At 70.8% G+C, this 19,798-nt stretch carries 17 protein-coding genes and 1 other RNA gene; 3 read left to right on the top strand and 15 right to left on the bottom strand.

Annotated elements, in window-relative coordinates:
- Positions 1 to 313 precede the first annotated feature (313 nt).
- From ABZ826_RS32015 to ABZ826_RS31995, 5 genes are all read right to left on the bottom strand, one after another.
- Positions 314 to 1,750: an NAD-dependent malic enzyme gene (locus ABZ826_RS32015; protein ID WP_361456142.1), complete on the bottom strand. Its 1,437-nt coding sequence runs from the start codon at positions 1,748 to 1,750 to the stop codon at positions 314 to 316.
- A gap of 500 nt (positions 1,751 to 2,250) precedes the next feature.
- Positions 2,251 to 4,665, bottom strand: a complete 2,415-nt coding sequence (locus ABZ826_RS32010) for a UvrD-helicase domain-containing protein (protein ID WP_361456139.1) — start codon at positions 4,663 to 4,665, stop codon at positions 2,251 to 2,253.
- A 103-nt stretch (positions 4,666 to 4,768) separates the two neighbouring features.
- On the bottom strand, positions 4,769 to 5,473 hold the full coding sequence (locus tag ABZ826_RS32005) for a CGNR zinc finger domain-containing protein (RefSeq protein ID WP_361456136.1): 705 nt from the start codon (positions 5,471 to 5,473) through the stop codon (positions 4,769 to 4,771).
- A 363-nt stretch (positions 5,474 to 5,836) separates the two neighbouring features.
- Positions 5,837 to 6,403, bottom strand: a complete 567-nt coding sequence (locus ABZ826_RS32000) for a GNAT family protein (protein WP_361456133.1) — start codon at positions 6,401 to 6,403, stop codon at positions 5,837 to 5,839.
- Positions 6,404 to 6,457: 54 nt separating this feature from the next.
- Positions 6,458 to 6,832, bottom strand: a complete 375-nt coding sequence (locus tag ABZ826_RS31995; RefSeq protein ID WP_361456130.1) for a DUF4259 domain-containing protein — start codon at positions 6,830 to 6,832, stop codon at positions 6,458 to 6,460.
- Between the two features lie 193 nt (positions 6,833 to 7,025).
- Between ABZ826_RS31995 and ABZ826_RS31990 the strand changes: the two genes are divergently transcribed.
- Positions 7,026 to 7,604 carry an anthrone oxygenase family protein gene (locus tag ABZ826_RS31990; protein WP_361456127.1) on the top strand — a complete coding sequence of 193 codons (579 nt, stop codon included), beginning with the start codon at positions 7,026 to 7,028 and terminating at the stop codon, positions 7,602 to 7,604.
- On the opposite strand, the gene ABZ826_RS31985 is transcribed toward ABZ826_RS31990, so the two are convergent.
- Both ABZ826_RS31985 and ABZ826_RS31980 read right to left on the bottom strand, forming a co-directional pair.
- Positions 7,553 to 8,695 carry a uroporphyrinogen-III synthase gene (locus ABZ826_RS31985; protein ID WP_361456175.1) on the bottom strand — a complete coding sequence of 381 codons (1,143 nt, stop codon included), beginning with the start codon at positions 8,693 to 8,695 and terminating at the stop codon, positions 7,553 to 7,555. The genes ABZ826_RS31990 and ABZ826_RS31985 overlap by 52 nt on opposite strands.
- A gap of 123 nt (positions 8,696 to 8,818) precedes the next feature.
- A complete protein-coding gene (locus ABZ826_RS31980) occupies positions 8,819 to 9,943 on the bottom strand; it encodes a LysR family transcriptional regulator (RefSeq protein WP_361456123.1) in 1,125 nt (374 codons plus the stop codon).
- An 83-nt stretch (positions 9,944 to 10,026) separates the two neighbouring features.
- Between ABZ826_RS31980 and ABZ826_RS31975 the strand changes: the two genes are divergently transcribed.
- The gene (locus ABZ826_RS31975; RefSeq protein WP_361456120.1) at positions 10,027 to 11,286 is read left to right on the top strand and encodes an MFS transporter; all 1,260 of its coding nucleotides are present in this window, start codon (positions 10,027 to 10,029) and stop codon (positions 11,284 to 11,286) included.
- 78 nt (positions 11,287 to 11,364) lie between these two features.
- On the opposite strand, the gene ssrA is transcribed toward ABZ826_RS31975, so the two are convergent.
- The 5 genes from ssrA to ftsE form a co-directional block, all read right to left on the bottom strand.
- Positions 11,365 to 11,734, bottom strand: a transfer-messenger RNA (tmRNA) gene (gene ssrA, locus ABZ826_RS31970).
- 140 nt (positions 11,735 to 11,874) lie between these two features.
- Positions 11,875 to 12,363: an SsrA-binding protein SmpB gene (gene smpB, locus ABZ826_RS31965; protein ID WP_361456117.1), complete on the bottom strand. Its 489-nt coding sequence runs from the start codon at positions 12,361 to 12,363 to the stop codon at positions 11,875 to 11,877.
- 18 nt (positions 12,364 to 12,381) lie between these two features.
- Complete coding sequence (locus ABZ826_RS31960; RefSeq protein ID WP_361456114.1) at positions 12,382 to 13,569, bottom strand: S41 family peptidase; 1,188 nt, start codon at positions 13,567 to 13,569, stop codon at positions 12,382 to 12,384.
- Positions 13,570 to 13,636: 67 nt separating this feature from the next.
- Positions 13,637 to 14,554, bottom strand: coding sequence for a permease-like cell division protein FtsX (gene ftsX, locus ABZ826_RS31955; RefSeq protein ID WP_361456110.1), 918 nt, complete (start codon positions 14,552 to 14,554; stop codon positions 13,637 to 13,639).
- 23 nt (positions 14,555 to 14,577) lie between these two features.
- Positions 14,578 to 15,267, bottom strand: coding sequence for a cell division ATP-binding protein FtsE (ftsE, locus tag ABZ826_RS31950; RefSeq protein ID WP_361456107.1), 690 nt, complete (start codon positions 15,265 to 15,267; stop codon positions 14,578 to 14,580).
- A 268-nt stretch (positions 15,268 to 15,535) separates the two neighbouring features.
- On the opposite strand from ftsE, the gene ABZ826_RS31945 reads away from it, so the two are divergent.
- A complete protein-coding gene (locus tag ABZ826_RS31945) occupies positions 15,536 to 15,736 on the top strand; it encodes a hypothetical protein (protein ID WP_361456105.1) in 201 nt (66 codons plus the stop codon).
- 171 nt (positions 15,737 to 15,907) lie between these two features.
- Here the strand turns inward: ABZ826_RS31945 and ABZ826_RS31940 are convergent, their stop codons facing one another.
- The 3 genes from ABZ826_RS31940 to ABZ826_RS31930 form a co-directional block, all read right to left on the bottom strand.
- Positions 15,908 to 16,762, bottom strand: coding sequence for a hypothetical protein (locus ABZ826_RS31940; protein WP_361456102.1), 855 nt, complete (start codon positions 16,760 to 16,762; stop codon positions 15,908 to 15,910).
- Between the two features lie 414 nt (positions 16,763 to 17,176).
- Complete coding sequence (gene prfB, locus ABZ826_RS31935; RefSeq protein ID WP_361456099.1) at positions 17,177 to 18,283, bottom strand: peptide chain release factor 2; 1,107 nt, start codon at positions 18,281 to 18,283, stop codon at positions 17,177 to 17,179.
- A 138-nt stretch (positions 18,284 to 18,421) separates the two neighbouring features.
- Positions 18,422 to 19,660, bottom strand: a complete 1,239-nt coding sequence (locus ABZ826_RS31930) for a serine/threonine-protein kinase (protein ID WP_361456096.1) — start codon at positions 19,658 to 19,660, stop codon at positions 18,422 to 18,424.
- Positions 19,661 to 19,798 lie beyond the last annotated feature (138 nt).

Genomic DNA, 19,798 nt, shown 5'->3' with positions numbered 1-19,798 from the left:
CCGGACCCGGGTCTGTCGTCAGACCCTCGCGCCCGATTACGCATCCTGCCCCCACCTGCGGCGGGAAAGCCAATCCGGCACCCTCCGGAGTCACACGAAAAGCACCACTGCCTCATCGTGGTGACGTTCCGTCGACTCCCCGAAAGCGGTCCGCAGCGGATGCGGGGCTCTGCGGGACGCGCCGCCCGCCCACCCTAAAGGGGCGTTTGGGGCGCCGCGACCCGCGACGCGCCGTACGCAGGGCCGACGTGGGGTGCCGCGGCCGCGGCCGGACACCAGCAGGGGCCGCGGCGGGTTCCGCGGACGGTCGGCGTCAGCCGAGCTCCCCCGCGCCCGTCAGGGTGCCGCCCGCCGCCTTCGCGGCGTCCCGGACGGCACCGGCGACCGCTCCGGCGACCTTGTCGTTGAAGACCGACGGGATGATGTAGTTCGCGTTCAGCTCGTCCTCGGCGACGACGTCGGCGAGGGCACCCGCGGCGGCGAGCATCATCTCGGTGTTGACGGTGCGGGACTGGGCGTCCAGCAGACCGCGGAAGACACCCGGGAAGACCAGCACGTTGTTGATCTGGTTCGGGAAGTCGGAGCGGCCGGTGGCGACAACTGCCGCCGTCTGGCGCGCGATAGCCGGATCCACCTCGGGGTCCGGGTTCGCGAGCGCGAACACGATCGCACCGTCGGCCATGGCGGCGACATCGGTGCCGTCCAGGACGTTCGGGGCGGAGACGCCGATGAAGACATCGGCGCCCACGACGGCCTGCTTGAGGGTGCCCGTGACGGACTCGGGGTTGGTGTTGTCGGCGATCCAGCGCAGCGGCGAGTCGGCGTGGGCGGAGACCAGGTCCTCGCGGCCGGCGTGCACCACACCGTGGATGTCGGCGACGACGGCGTGCTTGACGCCGGCGGCGATGAGGAGCTTCAGGATGGCCGTACCGGCCGCTCCGGCGCCGGACATGACGACACGCACGTCCCCGATTCCCTTGCCCACCACGCGCAGGGCGTTGGTCAGCGCGGCCAGGACCACGATCGCGGTGCCGTGCTGGTCGTCGTGGAAGACGGGGATGTCCAGGGCCTCGCGCAGCCGCGCCTCGATCTCGAAGCAGCGGGGGGCGGAGATGTCCTCCAGATTGATGCCCGCGAAGCCGGGGGCCATCGCCTTGACGATCTCGACGATGGCGTCGGTGTCCTGGGTGTCCAGGCAGATCGGCCAGGCGTCGATGCCGGCGAAGCGCTTGAAGAGGGCCGCCTTGCCCTCCATCACCGGGAGGGCGGCCATCGGGCCGATGTTGCCGAGGCCGAGCACCGCGGAACCGTCCGTCACAACTGCGACGGAGTTGCGCTTGATGGTGAGACGGCGGGCGTCCTCGGGATTCTCGGCGATCGCCATGCAGACCCGGGCCACACCCGGGGTGTAGATCATCGAGAGGTCGTCACGGTTGCGGATGGGGTGCTTGGACGCCATCTCGATCTTGCCGCCGAGGTGCATCAGGAACGTACGGTCGGAGACCTTCCCGAGCACGACGCCCTCGATGCCGCGCAGGTTCTCGACGATCTCGTCCGCGTGCGCGGTCGAGGTGGCGGCGATCGTGACGTCGATCCGCAGCTTCTCGTGACCGGAGGCGGTCACGTCGAGGCCGGTGACCGAACCGCCGGAGGACTCCACGGCCGTGGTGAGCTGGGAGACCGCTGTGCCGCTCGCGGGCACCTCCAGCCTGACCGTCATCGAGTACGAGACGCTGGGCGCCGTTGCCATGGCCGAGTCCTTCGCTTTCCTTAGCTTCTTTGCCGCGCGGCCGGGGCGCTCGCCTCGGACGCGCTACCCGATCGTCGCACCTACTGGCCGGTAGCCGGTAATGACTGCCACGTTTCGGAAAGTAGTTTCCACCATACGAGAGATGATCGCTTCAGCGGAACCCCCAAACGCTTCCGACCCGACCGCCTCCGTGGACACGACCGGGTCCGTGCACAAGAGCAGACCCGTGAACAAGAACAGACCCGCGCCACCGGAAGGTGACGCGGGTCTGTCTTCTTGGTCAAGCGGCACCGACCCGCCATGCTCGCCTCGCGGCAAGTGGTCGCTCGAAGCGACGAAGGTTGGGCCCGGGGGCTTGGATCGAGCCGGTGCCGACTCCAGGCTAACAAAGACCCCGCGGAAGTGATTCCCGGAGTACGGGTCGGTTCGGAAATCCGCCCGCCCGGCTGCGCCCGCGCCCGCTCGCCCCGCCCCTCAGCAGGTCCGGGACACCGCCCTCGTCAGTCCCTCAGCAGGTCGGGGACACCGCCCTCGTCCGGCAGGTCCCGCTTCCCCGAGACCACCGTGAGCTGCTGCGTCGCACGCGTCAGCGCCACGTACAGCACCCGCAGGCCGGCCGGGGACTCGTCCGCGATCTCCGCGGGCGAGACGACCACCGTGGCGTCGTACTCCAGGCCCTTCGCCTCCAGGCTGCCCAGCGCCACCACCCGCTCGCCGAGCTCGGCGAGCCAGTCGCGGGCCTGGGCCCGGCGGTTCATCGCGACGACCACGCCCACCGTGCCGTCCACCTCGGCCAGCAGCCGCCGCGCCTCCTCGCGCACCGAGGCGGCCAGATCGCCGTCCCGTACGGTCTCGAAGCGCGGCTTCACGCCCGTGGAACGGACCGCGGCCGGTGACTCCATGCCGGGCATCGCCAGCGCCAGGACCTTCGAGGCCAGCTCGGCGATCTCCGCCGGGTTGCGGTAGTTGACCGTGAGGGTGAAGCGGCGGCGCGGGCGGTTGCCGAGCGCCTCGTCGCGCGCGCTCGCGGCCTCGTCCGGATCGGACCAGGAGGACTGCGCCGGGTCTCCGACGATCGTCCAGGTGGCGTGCCGGCCGCGGCGGCCGACCATGCGCCACTGCATGGGCGTGAGGTCCTGCGCCTCGTCGACGATGACGTGCGCGTACTCCGTACGCTCCGCGGCCAGCCGCTCGGCCCGCTCGCGCTGGGTCTCCTCGCGCTGCGGCATCAGCTCCTCCAGACCGGAGAGCTGGTCCAGCGGGTCGAAGTCGCGCTTCTTCTTCGGCCGGTGCGGGGTGCCCAGCAGCGTCTGCAGCTCGTCGAGGATCGCCACGTCGTGCACGGAGAGCGGGCCGTTCCCCTCGCTGTCGAGCCGCTTCAGCGAGCGGGCGAGGCGGCGCACCTCACCCTGGTTGAGGACCCGGCGCGCCCAGCGGCCGAGCCGCTTCTCGTCGGCCATCGCGGCGAGCACCCCGCGCGGGGTGAGTTCGGGCCACCAGGCGTTCAGGAAGTCGAGGAAGGGGGTCTCGGTGGAGACGTCCTCGTCGAAGGAGGAGCGCAGTTCGGCGGCCAGTTCGGGGTCGGTGTAGCGGCCCCGGCCGGAGGACTTGTTCCACAGGGCGTCCAGGAGCATTCTGCGGGCGCGCGGGCGCAACAGGTTGACCGGGGCGGTGCCGCCGAGCACGGACTGCCGGATGCGGTGCAGTTCGTCGGCGCCCAGCTCGACACGGGCGCCGAACGCGACGACCCGCAGCCGGGTCGGGGTGCCCGGGGCCCGGTCGGTTCCCCCGGTTGCGTCGGCTGCGTCGGCTGCGTCGGCTGCGTCGCCGAAGGACAGCTGGCCCTCCCGCTCCGGAGCCCTGTGAGAAGTGCCGGGCCGTTCCAGCGCCCCGCGTGCCGCCTTGCGCAGCACCTGGAGCATCCGGGAGGAGCCCTTGATCCGGGCGACGGCGGGTTCGTCGTACGTGGTGGCGCCCTCGACGCCGGCCGCCTCGTCGGAGAGCGAGCCGACCGCGCGGATCGCCACCTGCCCCTCCTCTCCCAGCGAGGGCAGCACGCCCTCGGTGTACGCGACCAGGAGCGGGGTCGGTGAGACGACGAGGATGCCGCCCGCGTACCGCCGCCGGTCCTGGTAAAGGAGGTAGGCGGCACGGTGCAGGGCGACGGCGGTCTTGCCGGTGCCCGGACCGCCGGAGACCTCGGTGACGGAGGCGGCGGGTGCCCGGATCACCAGGTCCTGCTCCGCCTGGATGGAGGAGACGATGTCCCGCATCGTGTGGCTGCGGGCCTGGCCGAGCGCCGCCATCAGGGCGCCGTCACCGATGACGGGGAGCTTGTCGCCCCCCAGGTGGGCGGTCAGCTCGGGGCGCATCAGATCGTCCTCGACCCCGAGGACCCTGCGCCCCTTGGAACGGATGACCCTGCGGCGTACCACCCTGCCCGGTTCCTTCGGCGTCGACCGGTAGAACGGCGCGGCGGCCGGTGCGCGCCAGTCGATGACCAGCGGCGCGTAGTCGGAGTCGAGGACGCCGATGCGGCCGATGTGCAGCGTCTCGGCGATGTCGGCGGAATTGTCCTCGCGTACGGCGTCGTCGGCCGGCTCGACGGAGGTGTACGCGCCGTCCGGGCCGCGTTCGCCGTCCTTGCCGAGCAAAAGGTCGATCCTCCCGAAGAGGAAGTCCTCGAACTCGCTGTTCAGCCGGTTGAGATGGATTCCGGCCCGGAACACCTGGGCGTCGCGCTCGGCGAGCGCGCCCGGGGTACCGACCTGGCCGCGCTTGACGGCGTCGTCCATGAGAAATTCCGCCTCGTGGATCTTCTCTTCGAGACGGTCGTAAACACGGTCGAGATGTTCCTGCTCGACACCGATTTCCCGGTCCCGCAACGAATCGACAGCGGCATCCTGCGCGGCCACCGAGGCCCCCTTCTGACGTGCATTGGGCAGCCGTCAACCCTATGCGAAGGCGGGGCCGCCGCGCACCTGCCGCGCGTATCGAAATGACTCGCGGGGGTTTCGATCAGGCATCGGCCCCCGCGTCCGGGACCGCAGGAGCGACAGCCTCCGTGCCCGCGCGCCCGGACGTACCCGCGTCCGCCGGCCTGCCCGCGTCCCCGGACGTACCCGCGTCCGTGAGCGCCCCCGCGGCCGCCCTGCGCCGGTGGCGGGCCACCCGCTCCCGGTTTCCGCACACCTCGCTGGAGCACCAACGGCGTCGGCGCCCCCGCGAGGTGTCCAGGTAGAGCCGACGGCAGTTGTCGGCCTCGCAGCGGCGCAGTCCGGCTCGGGCCACCGGATCGGTCAGGAGCTCCACGACGTCGCGGGCCACGACGGCCAGCAGCGCCCCGCATTCGGGATCGGCGCTCAGGGTCCGAACCAGCGTGCCGCTCCCGCCCCGTACGGCCCGCAGCCCCGGAGGGGCGGCTGCGGCAAGCGCGTTGACCCGTTCCAGGGCGCTCTCGGCTCTGTGGCCACCGAGCTCGGCGGTCAGCAGGCGCTCCACGCCGGCCCTCAACTGCCGAAAGCGCACCACCCAGGTGTCGTCCACCGCGCCGAGGTGGGTGCCGCTCGGCACGAGTCCGGCGGCCACCAGCCAGTCGGCGAGCCGCTCGGCGCCGTCGAGCAGTTCGCAGGCGCCGGAGGTGCCGATTCCTGTTGCCACCAGATCCAGGCAGGGGCGCCCGGAGTCGAACCGCCAGTCGTACGAGCTCTTGCCCGCCGCCATGCGTAGGTCACCGCCTCGGGGTCTCCGATCGGGGTCTCCCCCAGGGTGCCCCTCAGGCGTCCACCCCGGAACCCCTGCTGCCACACGGGTCCGCGCCGACGGGGGCCCGTACGGTGTCCCGATGGACAACGACCCCCGTACCGCCACTCCGGAGGCCGGGCCACTCCTGCTCCGGCCCTGGCTGCCCGAGGACATGGCGGCGCTGATCGAGGCGCACCGCGATCCCGTGATGCGCGCCAAGCTGCTCGTGCCGATCACGGACGAGGCGGAGGCACGGCGCTGGCTGCGGGTGGAGCAGGAGGGCCGGGAATCCGGCGACGACCCGACCACCGTTCGAGGACCACCATCAGTCCGTCCGGGGCCTCAGCCCATCAGCAACGGACCGTCGTACAGAATCCGCTGGAACAGCCGGTGGTCGCGCCACTCGCCGTTGATGTGCAGATAGCGCGGGGCCATGCCGTACTGCTCGAAGCCGCACTTGGCGAGCACCCGCTGCGAGGCCTCGTTGTCCAGCACCGTCCCGGCCTCGACCCGGTGCAGCCGCAGATCGTCCCTGGCCACCTCGCAGACCCGCTCCACGGCTGCCGTGGCGAGGCCGCGGCCCGCGTGCTCGACATCGACCCAGTAACCGAGGACTCCGCTGCGGAACGGCCCGAGCGCGATGCCGGTGAGGTTGAACCCGCCCACCGCACGGTCCTGCTCGTCGGCGAGCACCCACGGCATCGTCCGCCCCGCGTCACGGTCCGCGAGCATTCCGGCCAGCCGTTCCCGCTGTCCCTGCTCGGTGTAGAAGGCGTCGGGCCGCACAGGCTCCCAGGGCTCCATGTACGCGCGACTGCGGGTCAGGGACACGGCGAGGGAGGCGGCGTCGGCCGGGGTGGCGGGACGGAGCCGCACCTTCGCGTCGAGCTGGTGAATGTCGTCGATCATCCGTTCACGTTATCCGGCCTCAACACGCCGTCTCCGCCCGGTCTCGTGACCCGTTCACGCCGCCTGCCGCGCGGACAGGGCCGCCAGGCGGTCGAAGGTGCGGATCAGCTCCGTCCGCCTCTTCTCCTTGTACTCCGGTTCAGGTTCGAGACCGTCGATGGTCCGTTCCCACACGTCCATGAAGGTCTTCTTCCAGCCCTGGACCACCGCCGCACCGGGCACCGTGGCACCGACGTAGTGCTGCTCGGCGATCAGACACAGCAGCTCGACGTTGCACGGCACGGCGACGCCCCAGTAGTCGTCGGGCTCCAGGCCGACCGGGTCGTCGGCCATCGCCTCCTCGATCTGGGAGACGAGCCGCCCCGTGATGTCCGACAGATGATCGGCCGCCGTGTCGTCGTCGAAATTCCCACTGCCCCAGGTACCCACAGGGCCCCCTCCGGTCGTCGTTCCATGCCTGCGACCGTTGTAGCAAGCCGCACTGACAACGCCCGGTTCCGGCCCGGCAAGCCGCACCGACGAGAGCAGGCGGCCCGGGTGCCGTGCGCTCCTGGACGCCCGCGTATGGAGCTGCGCGCCTGAGCGATGGAGCGAGACCGTCCCCGCCACTTCACTGGGAGACATGACAACCACTCGGCCCATGCGCCCCTCCCGCACCCCGCAGCACCTCGTACTCGGTGGCGCCGCCGTCGCCACCGGACTGGTCGCGGGCACGTTCTACGTGTTCTCCTGCGCGGTCATGCCGGCCCTTGGGCGCAGCGACGACCGGACCTTCATCGAGGTCATGCAGAACATCAACGACGTCATCGAGAATCCGGTCTTCTTCGCCGGATTCTTCGGAGCGCTGGTCCTCACGGCGGTCGCCGCCTGGCAGCAGCGCCGGTCCCCCGGTGCGCGCCCGTGGGTCTTCGCCGCCCTCGCCGTGTACGCCGTCGCCTTCCTGCTCACCTCGGGCGTCAATGTCCCGCTGAACAACGCCCTCGCACACGCCGGGAATCCGGCGCGGATCTCCGATCCCGCAGCCGTGCGCGAGAGTTTCGAGGACGCCTGGGTGGCCTGGAACGCCGTCCGGGCCGTCCTGTGCACCGCCGCTCTCGCCCTACTCCTGCGTGCCCTGTTCCTGACGGCACTCCGGTATCCGCGACGTCCTCAGGAACCCGTGTACTCGCTGTCCTCCACCGGGTCCAGCGCCAGCCGGTAACCGCGTTTGACGACCGTCTGGACGAGCCGGGGCTCGCCCAGCGCCGTACGCAGCCTCGCCATGGCCGTCTCCACCGCGTGTTCGTCGGTGCCGCTGCCGGGCAGCGCGCGCAGCAGATCGGCGCGGGCCACCACCCAGCCCGGCCGGCGGGCCAGGGCATGGAGCAGAGCCATTCCGGCGGGCGGCACCGGGCGCGGTTCGCCGTCGACGATCACGGCGTGACCGCGGATCTCGACTCGGTGTCCGGCGACCGGCAACGCACGTACTCCGGCAGGAAGTTCATGGCACAGCAGCTGGACGAGCGGCGTCAGCCGGAAACGCTCCGGCTGGACGGTGTCGATCCCCCGGGCCCGCAGCGGCAGGGCGGTGACCGGTCCGACGCAGGCCACCAGAACGTCGTCCCGCAACGCGCCCAGGAGCTCCGGGAGCAGCCCGCGCTTCTCCGCCCGGCCGAGCAGCGAGGTGGCGGCAGGAGCGCTGGTGAAGGTGAGGGCGTCCAGGCCCCGGGCCAGGGTGATGTCGAGGAGCCGGTCGAGCGGGGCGATGTCCTCGGGGTCCATCCAGCGGTAGACGGGTACGGCGACGACCTCGGCCCCCGCCGCGCGGAGCGGCTCGATGAAGCCGGAAAGAGGTTCGCCGTGCAGTTGGAGGGCGACGCGGCGGCCTTCGACGCCCTCGTCCAGGAGCCGGTCCAGCACCTCCGCCATGGACTCCGAGGCGGGGGACCATGCCTCGGTCAGCCCGGCGGCCCGGACGGCGCCCTTGACCTTGGGACCGCGGGCCAGCAGTTCGGTGCCGCGCAGGGCCTCCAGCAGCCGGCCGCCCAGACCCCAGCCGTCGGCGGCCTCGATCCAGCCCCGGAAGCCGACCGCGGTGGTGGCGACGACCACATCGGGGGCGGATTCGACGATTCGGCGGGTGACGGCGAGGAGTTCGCCGTCGTCGGCGAGCGGCTCGATCCGCAGGGCGGGCGCGTACAGGACCGCCGCTCCCCGTCGCTCCAGCAGTGCGCCGAACTCCTCCGCGCGGCGTGCGGCGGTGACCCCGACGGTGAAGCCCGCCAGCGGCCCGTGCTGTTCGTCCTCGTGCATGTCGTCTACCCGGCTCTCGTCCCGCTGCCGCCCGATGATGCCGAGGGCCGAGCCTGCCAACGGTGCGTGACAGACCTGGTTCACCCGTATTTCCCGCCCGTCACGTCGTATGACATCGAACGGTCATGATCGCACCTTGCTCGCACCTCGCTCGCACCACGACGCGGCTGAGCCGGGGCTCGGCGGGTGCGGGCACGGCTGGGTGCGGTCCGGCGAAGGTATACCGTCCCCCGCCGCCCGAATCCGCTGGGCGGGCCCCGCCATGAGCGACGCGTCGGGCTCCGGCAGCCAGCTCCCACCGGGCCGCACCATCCAGCCCTCCTCGGAACCCAGACGGACCGCGGCTTCGCGCAGGGCGTCCAGCCCGGGGTGACGCAGCCCCTTGCGCCAGACGAGCAGGAGCGGGGAGAGCGGTACAGGCCGGACCAGCGGACGGACCACGGTGCCCGGCAGAGGAGGAAAGTCGACGACGCACAGGACCGGGTGCCACGACTTTGCCATGACGCGCTGAAATTCAGCCACGCCGATCGCGAGCGGAAGGGGTGGTGCCAGTTCGATGCCCCACTCGGCGAAGAGCAGCCGGGCGAGGTCCGTCCACTCCCTGGTGCGCGAGTTCCCGGCGCCCGCGTAGACGGTCTCACCCGCCAGGTCCTCCAGCGCGACGGCCTCGTGTGCGGCGAGGCGGTGCTCGACGGGGAGCAGAACGGCCATCGGCTCGTACCTCACCGGCTGCACGCCGAGCCGGGCCCGGACCCCGGGGTCAAGTCCGGCGGCCCGGCCGAAGGAGACGTCGAGCCGACCGGCGACGACCTCCCCCGCGGCCCAGGTGAGCCCGCTCTCGAAGCGCGCCATCAGCTCGCACCCCGGGGCCAGTTCCCGCGCGCGGGCGAGGACCCGGGCGGCCGTCATGCCGTCGGTGTTGAGGTCGACGAAGAGCGGCCGGGCCGCGGGGTCGGTGAAGGCCGCGGCAAGATCGGCGTGCGCCTCCAGCACCCGCCGGGCGTACGGGAGGAGTCGTTCACCGTCGGCGGTGAGGGAGACCTGCCGGGTGGTCCGTACGAACAGCTCCGCGCCCAGTTCGCGTTCCAGTCGGCGGATGTCCCGGCTCAGCGCCTGCTGGGCGACGTAGAGCCGGGTCGCGGCGCGGGTGAAGTGCAGTTCCTCGGCCACGGCGACGAAGGCGCGGAGCAGCCGGGGGTCGGTATGGAGATGCGTAGGGGCGCCCGGATCGGCAGCGGAGGAGGCCACACCGAGAATTTACAACACAAGTGCGTCAATCGGTACGGAGAAGGTGTTGGACCGCGTGGGCCGCGCGCCCCGAAGGTGGAGCCATGCCGTACGCGAGAACCCCACCCACCACTCCCCTGCTCGCCGTCTCCGGAGATCTGCTGGTCATCGCCCCGCGCGCGACCGCCCCCGCCCGGCCCGCGTCCACCAATCCGTACCGCAGACTGCTCGCCACCCCGGGCGCGCGGGCGTTCACCGCCGGTAATCTCCTCGCCCGGGTGCCCATGGGCATGTTCAGCGTCAGCGCGGTGATCATGATCGCCGGGTCGCGCGGCTCCTACGCCCTGGCCGGTGCCGTCACCGCGACCGGCCTCGCCGCGACGGCGGTGGTCGCGCCCTGGACGGCCCGGCTCGTCGACCGGCACGGGCAGGCCAGGGTCGCCGTGCCCGCCACCGCGATCGCCGTTCTCGGATCGCTCGCCCTGCTGCTCTGTGTGCACTACGACGCCCCGGCCTGGACGCTCTTCGCCTCCTACGCCGCGACTGCCACCACCCCCAACACCGGCGGGATGTCCCGTGCCCGCTGGGCCCATCTGCACCCGGGTGATCCGGCCGCCCTGCACACCGCGAACTCCTTCGAACAGGCCGTCGACGAACTCTGCTTCATGCTCGGCCCGGCCCTCGCCGCCCTGCTGTGCGCGGCGCTCTTCCCGGAGGCCGGAACACTCGTCGGGGCGATCCTGCTGATGACCGGCATCCTGATCTTCGCCGCCCAGCGCGCCACCGAACCGCCGGTGGCGCCCCGCACCCACGCGGGTTCCCCGCTCCGCGCCCCCGGCATGCCGGCCCTGCTCGCCACCTTCCTCGCCACCGGAGCGGTCTTCGGTGCGATGGAGGTCGTCACGATCGCCCACGCCGGGGGCGCGATTCTGGCCCTCCAGGCGGCCGGATCGTGTGTGGCGGGACTGTGGTACGGATCGCTGCGCCCGGCCGCGGACATCCGGCGCCGACTGCTGGGCTGCCTGGCGGGCATGACGGCGCTGATGTCCCTGCCGCTGCTCGCCGCTTCCTCGACCGATTCGCTGCTCGTCCTCGCGGGCGCGCTGCTGCTGGCCGGTGCCGCCACGGCCCCCACCATGGTCACCGGGATGACGCTGGTCCAACGCCTCACGCCCGAGGGCCAGTTGAACGAGGGCATGACCCTGGCCGTGACCGCGCTGCTGGGCGGGATCGCCGCGGGATCGGCGACCGGCGGCTGGATGGTGGAGCACACGGGGCAGGTGACCGGCTATGTCGTACCGGTCTGCGCGGCGGGGCTGGCGCTGCTCGTCGCGGGGGCCGGGGTCCGTGCCCCCCGGAGCTGACGCCGGGCGGCAGAAATCCGGGCACAAGAACGAGGACCCCGTTGCCGGTGGGCAACGGGGTCCTCGTTCACATGGGAATTGTGGAGATGGCGGGAATCGAACCCGCGTCCAACGGTGCAGAATCAGGGCTTCTCCGTGTGCAGTTCGCTGTGCTTTTCTCGGCCCCGGTAGTCACGCGAACAAGCTACCGACAGGCCCAGCCACTGTTTGATTTCCTTCCAGGCCCCGTGACCGGGCCTAGAAGTTTAGATCCCTTGATGATGCCAGGATCCGGGTCGGGATCACCCCCGGGCTGACACTTCGCAAGTCGCTACTTAGGCAGCGAGGGCGAAGGAATCGCGCTTGGTGTTGGCGATTATTGGTTGCGACATATGGTTTACGAGATCATTGCCGCTTCCTCGACACGCTTCCCCTGCTTCGACATCCGCTGTCGAAACCGATCATCCCCATGTTGTGTTTTCAATAGGTGCACCTGCGGTGAGGCGCAGTGCCATCGTACGTGACGAACGCACGACGATGCCAGCCTATTCCTGCCGGCCCGTCCGCACGCTTCCCTGGCCCGCCCACGCACCCCGCAGGGCAAGGCGGCTACGCGCTCCGCTGGCGCCGCCGCGCCGCCGAGACTGCGCGGTTCGTCTCGCGCAGGTCCTGCTTCTCACGCAGGGTCTGCCGCTTGTCGTACTCCTTCTTTCCCTTCGCCAGAGCGATCTCGACCTTGACCCGGCCGTCCTTGAAGTACAGCGCGAGCGGCACGATCGTGTGGCCCGTCTCGCCCGACTTCGACTCCAGCTTGTCGATCTCGGCCCGGTGCATGAGCAGCTTGCGCTTCCGCTTGGCCGAGTGGTTGGTCCAGGTCCCCTGCACGTACTCCGGGACGTGGATGTTGTGCAGCCATGCCTCGCCCCCGTCGATCTGGACGAAGCCGTCCACCAGGGAGGCCCGCCCCAGCCGCAGCGACTTGACCTCGGTACCCATGAGTACGAGACCGCACTCGTAGGTGTCGAGGATGTGGTAGTCGTGCCGCGCCTTCTTGTTCTGCGCGATGAGCTTGCGCCCCGTGTCCTTTTCCTTAGCCATAGTGCGGCCATTTTCGCACTACGACCCACCCCCGAGGCCACTCAATACCGTCTCGGCCCGCCGCTCGGCCCCGGAGCCGACCGCGAGGTCGGGGGTGATGCCGCGGCCGTCGACCCCACGACCCGCCGGGGTGCGGTAGTGGCCCACGGTCAGCTCGGCTACCGAACCGCCCGGGAGCTTGCTGGGCATCTGGACCGATCCCTTGCCGAAGGTGCGCGATCCGACGGTGACGGCGCGGCCCCGGTCCTGGAGCGCGCCGGTGAGGAGTTCGGCCGCGCTCATCGTGCCGCCGTCGACGAGGACGACGAGCGGGCGGACGGTGTCGCCGCCCGGCTGCGCGTAGAGCGCGCGCTGCTCGCCGTGCACGTCGTACGTGGCGACCAGGCCGCCGTCCAGAAAGGCGGAGGCGGCGGTGACGGCCTCGGTGACCAGGCCGCCGGAGTTGCCCCGGAGATCGAGGAGCACTCCGGCGCGCGCCGGTGCGTCCCGGACCGCGTCGCGCACCTTCGCGCCCGAGCCCCTGGTGAACGAGTCGACCTCGATCAGCACAGCTGCGGAGGAATCGGAACGGTCCGGTCCGATCCGCCGCACGGTGACGGCCTCGGTGGTGAGTTCGGCTCGGCGCAACGTCTCGGTCCGCAGCGCGGCGCCCCGCTGGACCCCCAGCGCGACGGTGGTACCGGCGGCCGCCTCCGTACGGTCTCCGCGCAACAGGGCGACGACCTCGGAGACGGGGCGCTTGTCGACCCGGTGGCCGTCGACGGTACGGAGCAGGTCGCCCGGCTCGATGCCGGCCCGCTCGGCGGGGCCGCCGGGCTGGACCCGGGCCACCTCGACCAGTCCGTCGGCGGAGCGCCTGGCGGAGATCCCGACGCCGGTGTACGAGCCGTCGAGGGCCTGCTCGAACTCCTCGTACTGCTGCTCGTCGTAGACCGCGCCCCAGCGGTCGCCACTGCGGCTGACGGCTTCCTCGGCCGCCTTCTTGCCGGACTTGCCGTCGGCCACGGCCCGTGCGGCGGCGGCGGCCACCTCGTCGCCGTCGAGGGTGGCGGCGACGGAACGGGTCGCCGGTTCCGGGGACTTCGCGCCGCCGCGCGGCAGGGAGCCGGTGGCCGCCGCGGTGGCCAGCACACTCGCGAAGACCAAAGTCAGGGCCGCCCCGCGGCGCACACCGCGGGGCCCGAAACACTGCGCGGGACCCGACATGGCGTCGAGTCTAGGACAACGCCCCTGCGGCGCACGGCCGGTTGGCCGTGCGCCGCAGGGGCGCTTGTCACACCTTCAGGTACTTGCGGAGCGCGAAGAGAGCGGCAACGGCGGGCATCAGCAGACCGATCGCCAGGACCAGGGGCAGCTTGGTGAAGACCGCGTCCCAGCCGATGAAGTCGATCAGATTCAGCTTGCTCTGCAGTGCCAGGCCGCCGTCGATCAGGAAGTACCGGCCGGCCAGCAGCATCACGCAGGCGAGCACACCGCCGATGAGGCCGGCGAACGCGGCCTCCATGATGAACGGCATCTGGATGTAGAAGCCGGAGGCGCCGACGAGCCGCATGATGCCGGTTTCACGCCGTCGGCTGAACGCGGACACCCGGACGGTGTTCACGATCAGCATCAGCGCGATGACCAGCATCAGCGCCATCACGAAGAGGGCGGCCACGTTCATGCCGTTCATCAGCTGGAAGAGGTTGTCCAGGATGGATCTCTGGTCCTGGACGGACTGGACCCCGTCACGGCCGGCGAAGGCGGTGGCGACGACCTTGTACTTCTTCGGGTCGTGGAGCTTGACCCGGAACGACTCCTGCATCTGGTCCGGCGTGATGTTGCTCGCCATGGGCGAGTCGCCGAACTGCTGCTGATAGTGCTTGTACGCCTGGTCGGCAGACTCGTACGTGACCGTCTGGACGACGTCCATCTTGTGGAGATCGGCCTCGATCTCCTTCTTCTGCTCCGTGGTGACGGCGCCCTTGGCGCACTTGGGCGTGGAGGTCACATCACTCTTGCTGCAGAGGAAGATCGAGACGTTGACCTTGTCGTACCAGTAGTCCTTCATCGTGCTGACCTGCTCGCGCATGAGCAGCGCGCCGCCGAACAGGGCGAGCGAGAGGGCGACGGAGACGACGACGGCGAAGGTCATCGTGAGGTTGCGACGGAGGCCGACGCCGATCTCCGACAGGACGAACTGGGCGCGCATGGCGTCCTTTCAGTGCTCGGTGCTCAGTGCTGGTAGCCGTAGACGCCGCGGGCCTGGTCGCGAACGAGACGGCCCTGCTCCAGCTCGATGACGCGCTTGCGCATCTGGTCGACGATGTTCTGGTCGTGGGTCGCCATGATCACGGTGGTACCGGTCCGGTTGATCCGGTCCAGCAGCTTCATGATGCCCACGGAGGTCTGCGGGTCGAGGTTGCCGGTCGGCTCGTCCGCGATCAGCAGCATGGGGCGGTTCACGAACGCCCGCGCGATCGCCACGCGCTGCTGCTCACCACCGGAGAGCTCGCCGGGCCTCCGGTCCTCCTTGCCGCCGAGGCCGACCAGGTCGAGAACCTGGGGCACCGCCTTACGGATCTCACCGCGCGGCTTGCCGATGACCTCCTGCGCGAACGCCACGTTCTCCGCAACGGTCTTGTTGGGGAGGAGCCGGAAGTCCTGGAACACCGTGCCCAGCTGGCGGCGCATGTGCGGCACCTTCCAGTTGGACATGCGCGCGAGGTCCTTGCCCAGGACATGGACCATGCCCTGACTGGCGCGCTCTTCACGGAGGATGAGTCGCATGAAGGTGGACTTGCCGGAGCCGGAGGAGCCCACCAGGAAGACGAACTCGCCCTTCTCGATATCGAGAGACACATCCCGTAGAGCGGGACGGCTCTGCTTCGGGTAGGTCTTGGAGACGTTGTCGAATCGGATCACGGATGCACCACGGTCGGCCGGGAGTAGGTGTGCGTGACCATACGCGAACCGGACTGAGGCGTGCAGGCGCGCATCCGAGGATGGGCGTTTTATGGCGGAACGGCACTGGTCGGCAGTGGGCCGAAGCCCTACGGATCGGGTGATGCCCGGCGGGCCGCGCCGAAATCCGCGCGAGCTGGCACAGTGGTAGGGGGAACGGATGCGTTTCCATGAGCGTTGTGCGGAGTGAAGGCGTATGCGGCTCCGCCGCGCGGGAGGAGGAAAGCGCATGACCTATGACCGTCTGGTGTGCGCAAACTGCGCGGCGCCCGTGAACGAGGGCCGCTGCCCCGTGTGCCGGGCCAGCCGTGAGCGGCTGCAGCAGGAGCAGGGACAGGGAATCTTCGCCGGGCTGAGCCCCGTGACGTTGGTAGCCCTGCTGGTGGTGCTGCTGGGGGCGCTGGCGCTGCTGGCGCACCAAACCGTGTAGCACCGGAGCGCGCAGTCGAGGCCGTCCGTCTGCGGAAGCGTGTGCGTGTACGCGGAGGGGCCCGGGATGCCGACCGGCATCCCGGGCCCCTCTGTGCGTACATGTGCCGCAGGCGGCCCTCAGGGCCTCTCGTTCGGACCTTGCCGGGCGGCCCGATCCGGACGAAAGCCCCTAGGCGACCGTACGGCCGTTCATCAGGCGCGGCAGGATCCGGAAGCCGATGCCTCCGGCAATCATCGTCGCGGCGCCGACCAGCAGGAACGTGGTCTCGGCAGCACCGGTCTCGGCGAGCTCGTCCTTGCCCTTGCCCTGCTCGACCGGCTGGTTGCCCGCCGAGTCGGGGGTGGTGTTGTCCGCGCACTTCGCACCGTCGAGGTCGACGGTGCAGGTGTTGGCGTCGCCACCGGTGGTGCCGGAGGAGGCGTTACCGGTGGTACCGGACGTGCCCGACGTGCCGGACGTACCCGACGTGCCCGACGTGCCCGACGTGCCCGACGTGCCGGACGTACCCGACGTGCCGGACGTGCCCGACGAGCCCTGGCTGCCCGAGGAGCCCTGGGTGCCGGACGAACCCTCCGTACCCGACGAACCCTCCGAACCGGACGAACCCTCCGTACCCGACGAACCCTCCGAACCGGACGAACCCTCCGTACCCGACGAACCCTCGGTACCGGACGAACCCTCCGTACCCGACGAACCCTCGGTACCGGACGAGCCCTCCGAACCGGACGAGCCGGTCGACTGACCGCCGATGTCGACACCGCCGAGTTCACCGCCCTCGGAGCCGCCCTCGGAGCCGCCCTCGGAGCCGCCCTCGGAGCCGCCCTCGGAGCCGCCCTCCGAACCGTTCAGGTCGGCGTCGACACCCAGGCCGCCTTCGTCGACGTGAGCCTTCGCGGAGAGACCGCCGACGTTGACGTCGAGGCCGACGGCCGACGCCGCACCGGCAGCGGTGAGCGAGGCGCCCGCGGCGATCACCGCACCCGCGGCTATCCGCGCGACGCGTACTCGCGTCTTCTTGGTCATCTGCTGCTACCCCCAGTAGCTGTTCTCGTCAGTGGAGCAGCCATATGCGGGCCCCGGCTCTGCGGGGTTCGCTCCGAACGGCGCCACATCGAGTCGTGGCCATACCGCCCGCCCCCGTTCACACCCGTCCCAGACATACGCATGCTGCTCTAGCACCCTGTCCAGAGTTAAGGACTACGTCAAGGCCGTTCCGGGCAATGTGAACCGGTTTGCTCGCAGTTGACCTTCATTCAGCATCACGACTGTGACGCACTCGCCACGGCGTCTGCGCAACTCGGAGGCCCAACTCCCCTTCGGAGCCGCTCCGTACCGCCCCCGACGAAAACGGCGGTGCCGGAACCCGTGGGGATTCCGGCACCGCCGCAAGAAACAGAAGCAAGGTGCAGAGGACAGGAACAGGCCTCCGCGGCCCGCCTACTTCTCCCGCTGCTTGCGCCAGCGGATGCCCGCCTCCAGGAAGCCGTCGATCTCGCCGTTGAAGACCGCTTCCGGGTTGCCCATCTCGAACTCTGTACGCAGGTCCTTGACCATCTGGTACGGGTGCAGGACGTACGAGCGCATCTGGTTGCCCCAGGAGTTGCCGCCGTCGCCCTTGAGGGCGTCCATCTTGGCCTGCTCCTCCTGGCGGCGGCGCTCAAGGAGCTTCGCCTGGAGGACGTTCATCGCGGACGCCTTGTTCTGGATCTGCGAGCGCTCGTTCTGACAGGAGACGACGATGCCGGTCGGGAGGTGGGTCAGGCGCACCGCGGAGTCCGTGGTGTTGACGCCCTGGCCGCCCGGACCCGACGAGCGGTACACGTCGACGCGGAGCTCGGACTCGTCGATCTCGATGTGGTCGGTCTGCTCGACCACGGGCAGCACCTCGACACCCGCGAAGGACGTCTGGCGACGGCCCTGGTTGTCGAAGGGCGAGATCCGGACGAGCCGGTGGGTGCCCTGCTCGACGGAGAGCGTGCCGTAGGCGTACGGCACCTGGACGGCGAAGGTGGTCGACTTGATGCCGGCCTCTTCCGCGTACGACGTCTCGTAGACCTCGGTCTTGTAGCCGTGCCGCTCGGCCCAGCGGACGTACATGCGCTGGAGCTTCTCGGCGAAGTCGGCGGCATCGACGCCGCCGGCCTCGGCCCTGATGTTGACCAGGGCCTCGCGGGCGTCGTACTCGCCGGAGAGAAGCGTACGGACCTCCATCTCGTCCAGCGCCTTCTTGACCGACTCCAGCTCGGACTCGGCCTCGGCGAGGGCATCGGCGTCGCCCTCGTCCTGGGCGAGCTCGAAGAGGACCTCAAGATCGTCGATCCGGCCGCGGAGGGCCTCGGTCTTGCGGACCTCGGCCTGGAGGTGCGAAAGCTTGCTGGTGATTTTCTGCGCCGCCTCCGGGTCGTCCCAGAGGGAGGGAGCGGCCGCCTGCTCCTCGAGCGCGGCGATGTCCGCCCTCAGCGCATCCAGGTCCAGGACGGCCTCGATCGACCCCATGGTCGAGGAGAGGGACTTCAGCTCTTCGGAAATATCGACGACTGCCACGGGTCCAGCGTAACGGCTGTCGGCGCGGACATTCCTCGGGCCGCATGATCACGACTCGGCGACGGGCCGCGCGCCTTTGCGACCCCTGCTGCCGAGGGGGCCGCCCGGCCCCGGAACCGCCCCGTGGGGGCGCTCCGGTCAGGGTGTTCCCGGCGCCGAGCTCTTCGTGTCCTGCGCGGGCGCGTCCGTCCCGTCGCCGTCCAGCGCCAGCCGGCCGCCCACGCCGAGGGCCACCACCAGCACCAGTGCCGCGGCGCCCAGCGTCAGACGGCGCTTGCGGACCGCCGCGGACTTGTTGCGGGCCGAGCCGGGGCGGGGCCTGCCCGGCGCGCGCGGGGCCCTGGCCGTGCCCCGGGGGCCGCCGGAGAGTTCGTCGGGGGCCGGCACACGCATGCTCGTGTGGGTGTCGCGGTTGGAGTCGGTGGACGAGCCGGGGACCAGCGGGACCGCGCCGCGGCGGCGGGGTTCCTCGGGCGCGGGGGTGTACTGCTGCTCGTCGTACGTCCGGGGCTCCGGTTCGGCGTCCGGCTCGTCCACGTCCAGCGGCGGGATGCCGGCCAGCTGCGGGAGCTGCTCGCGCAGCCGGGCCGCCAGCTCGGAGGCGCGCAGCCGGGAGGCCGGGGCCTTGGCCAGGCACTGGACCAGGAGCTGCCAGAGCTCCTCGGGGATGCCGGGGAGCGGGACGACCGTCTCCGTGACGTGGCGGCGCAGGACCGCGCCGGGGTGTCCGCCGCCGAACGGTGTGAAGCCGGCGAGGAGTTCGTACAGGACCGTGGCGAGGGCGTAGATGTCCACAGCGGCGCGGGGCGGGAGGCCCTCGACTATCTCGGGGGCCAGATAGTCCGGCGTGCCGATGATCTTGCTGGCCTTGGTGCGGCGCGGGGTGTCGATCAGTTTGGCCACGCCGAAGTCGGTGAGCAGCGCGGGGTGCGAGCCGCCGGGGCCGAGCGGGCCCTCCATGTCGAGCAGGATGTTCTCCGGCTTGACGTCACGGTGGACCACTCCGGCCGCGTGCGCGGCGGCCAGACCGTCCGCGACGTCCGCGATGATCGCGACGGCGGCCTCGGGCGCGAGACGGCGTTCCCGGTCAAGGCGGGTACGCAGGTCCGTGCCGCGGACCAGGTTCATGACCAGCGCCAGGTCGTTGCCGTCCACCACGAGGTCGCGGACGGCGACGACATGGGGATGGTCCAGGCCGAGCAGCGCGGTGCGCTCCTGGACGAAGCGGCCCACGAGCTCCTGGTCGGACGCGAGGTCCTCGCGGAGCAGCTTGATGGCCACCGGGCCCTCGGGCCCCTCGCCGAGCCACACCGTGCCGGCGCTGCCGCGCCCCAGGATCTGGTGGGCGGTGTACCGGCTGCCGATATTCCGTGCCAAGACTGCTCCCTCAGCGGCTGGCGATGGACCGTCGCTCATGACCCCCGGTCGACAAAGTTACGCGTCGATCGGGGTGTTGAGTGCCCGGGATGGCGCCAACCCTCACTTCTGCGGGCGAAATGAGATGGAAACTGGCCC

The organism is Streptomyces sp. NPDC047515 (genome assembly GCF_040643055.1).
GTDB lineage: Bacteria > Actinomycetota > Actinomycetes > Streptomycetales > Streptomycetaceae > Streptomyces.
This window is presented reverse-complemented; position numbering and strand designations above follow the sequence as displayed.

Bases quoted from the DNA above. Each gene is read 5' to 3' on its own strand.
- ABZ826_RS31940 (WP_361456102.1), bottom strand. From the start codon at position 16,762: ATGACCAAGAAGACGCGAGTACGCGTCGCGCGGATAGCCGCGGGTGCG.
- ABZ826_RS31985 (WP_361456175.1), bottom strand. From the start codon at position 8,695: ATGCACGAGGACGAACAGCACGGGCCGCTGGCGGGCTTCACCGTCGGG.
- ABZ826_RS32015 (WP_361456142.1), bottom strand. From the start codon at position 1,750: ATGGCAACGGCGCCCAGCGTCTCGTACTCGATGACGGTCAGGCTGGAG.
- ABZ826_RS31960 (WP_361456114.1), bottom strand. From the start codon at position 13,569: ATGTCGGGTCCCGCGCAGTGTTTCGGGCCCCGCGGTGTGCGCCGCGGG.
- ABZ826_RS32005 (WP_361456136.1), bottom strand. From the start codon at position 5,473: ATGGCGGCGGGCAAGAGCTCGTACGACTGGCGGTTCGACTCCGGGCGC.
- ABZ826_RS32000 (WP_361456133.1), bottom strand. From the start codon at position 6,403: ATGATCGACGACATTCACCAGCTCGACGCGAAGGTGCGGCTCCGTCCC.
- smpB (WP_361456117.1), bottom strand. From the start codon at position 12,363: ATGGCTAAGGAAAAGGACACGGGGCGCAAGCTCATCGCGCAGAACAAG.
- ABZ826_RS31990 (WP_361456127.1), top strand. From the start codon at position 7,026: ATGACAACCACTCGGCCCATGCGCCCCTCCCGCACCCCGCAGCACCTC.
- ftsX (WP_361456110.1), bottom strand. From the start codon at position 14,554: ATGCGCGCCCAGTTCGTCCTGTCGGAGATCGGCGTCGGCCTCCGTCGC.
- ABZ826_RS31945 (WP_361456105.1), top strand. From the start codon at position 15,536: ATGACCTATGACCGTCTGGTGTGCGCAAACTGCGCGGCGCCCGTGAAC.
- ABZ826_RS31975 (WP_361456120.1), top strand. From the start codon at position 10,027: ATGCCGTACGCGAGAACCCCACCCACCACTCCCCTGCTCGCCGTCTCC.